Annotated in this window: 1 pseudogene; it reads right to left on the bottom strand. The window is 65.9% G+C overall.

Annotation, left to right across the window (positions count from 1 at the left end):
• Positions 1-209: pseudogene (locus R0J92_RS24020) on the bottom strand (hypothetical protein); the annotation flags it as partial.
• Positions 210-261 lie beyond the last annotated feature (52 nt).

Consider the following 261-nt stretch of genomic DNA (forward strand, 5'->3'; position numbering starts at 1 on the left):
CCTGCCGGAGTTCCGTCGACGGCCCAGGTGCCGCGCACGGCTGACGCCTCTCCGTCGGACAAAACGAGATCGGGTTCGAAAGTGTGACGCGCCAATCGCACACCGATTGCAGGTATCACGCCGAATGCGCTCGCGATCACTTCACCGTTGCCTCGGTACGCCTCGGCGCACGCGATCGCGCAGACCTCTGCCCGAGTGGCGGCGCTCATGCCGGCACTCCTTCGAATTCCGCAGCGACGAGTCGCTGATAGTCGGCCTCGG

This window comes from Tritonibacter sp. SIMBA_163 (genome assembly GCF_046535935.1).
Taxonomy (GTDB): Bacteria; Pseudomonadota; Alphaproteobacteria; order Rhodobacterales; family Rhodobacteraceae; genus Epibacterium; species Epibacterium scottomollicae.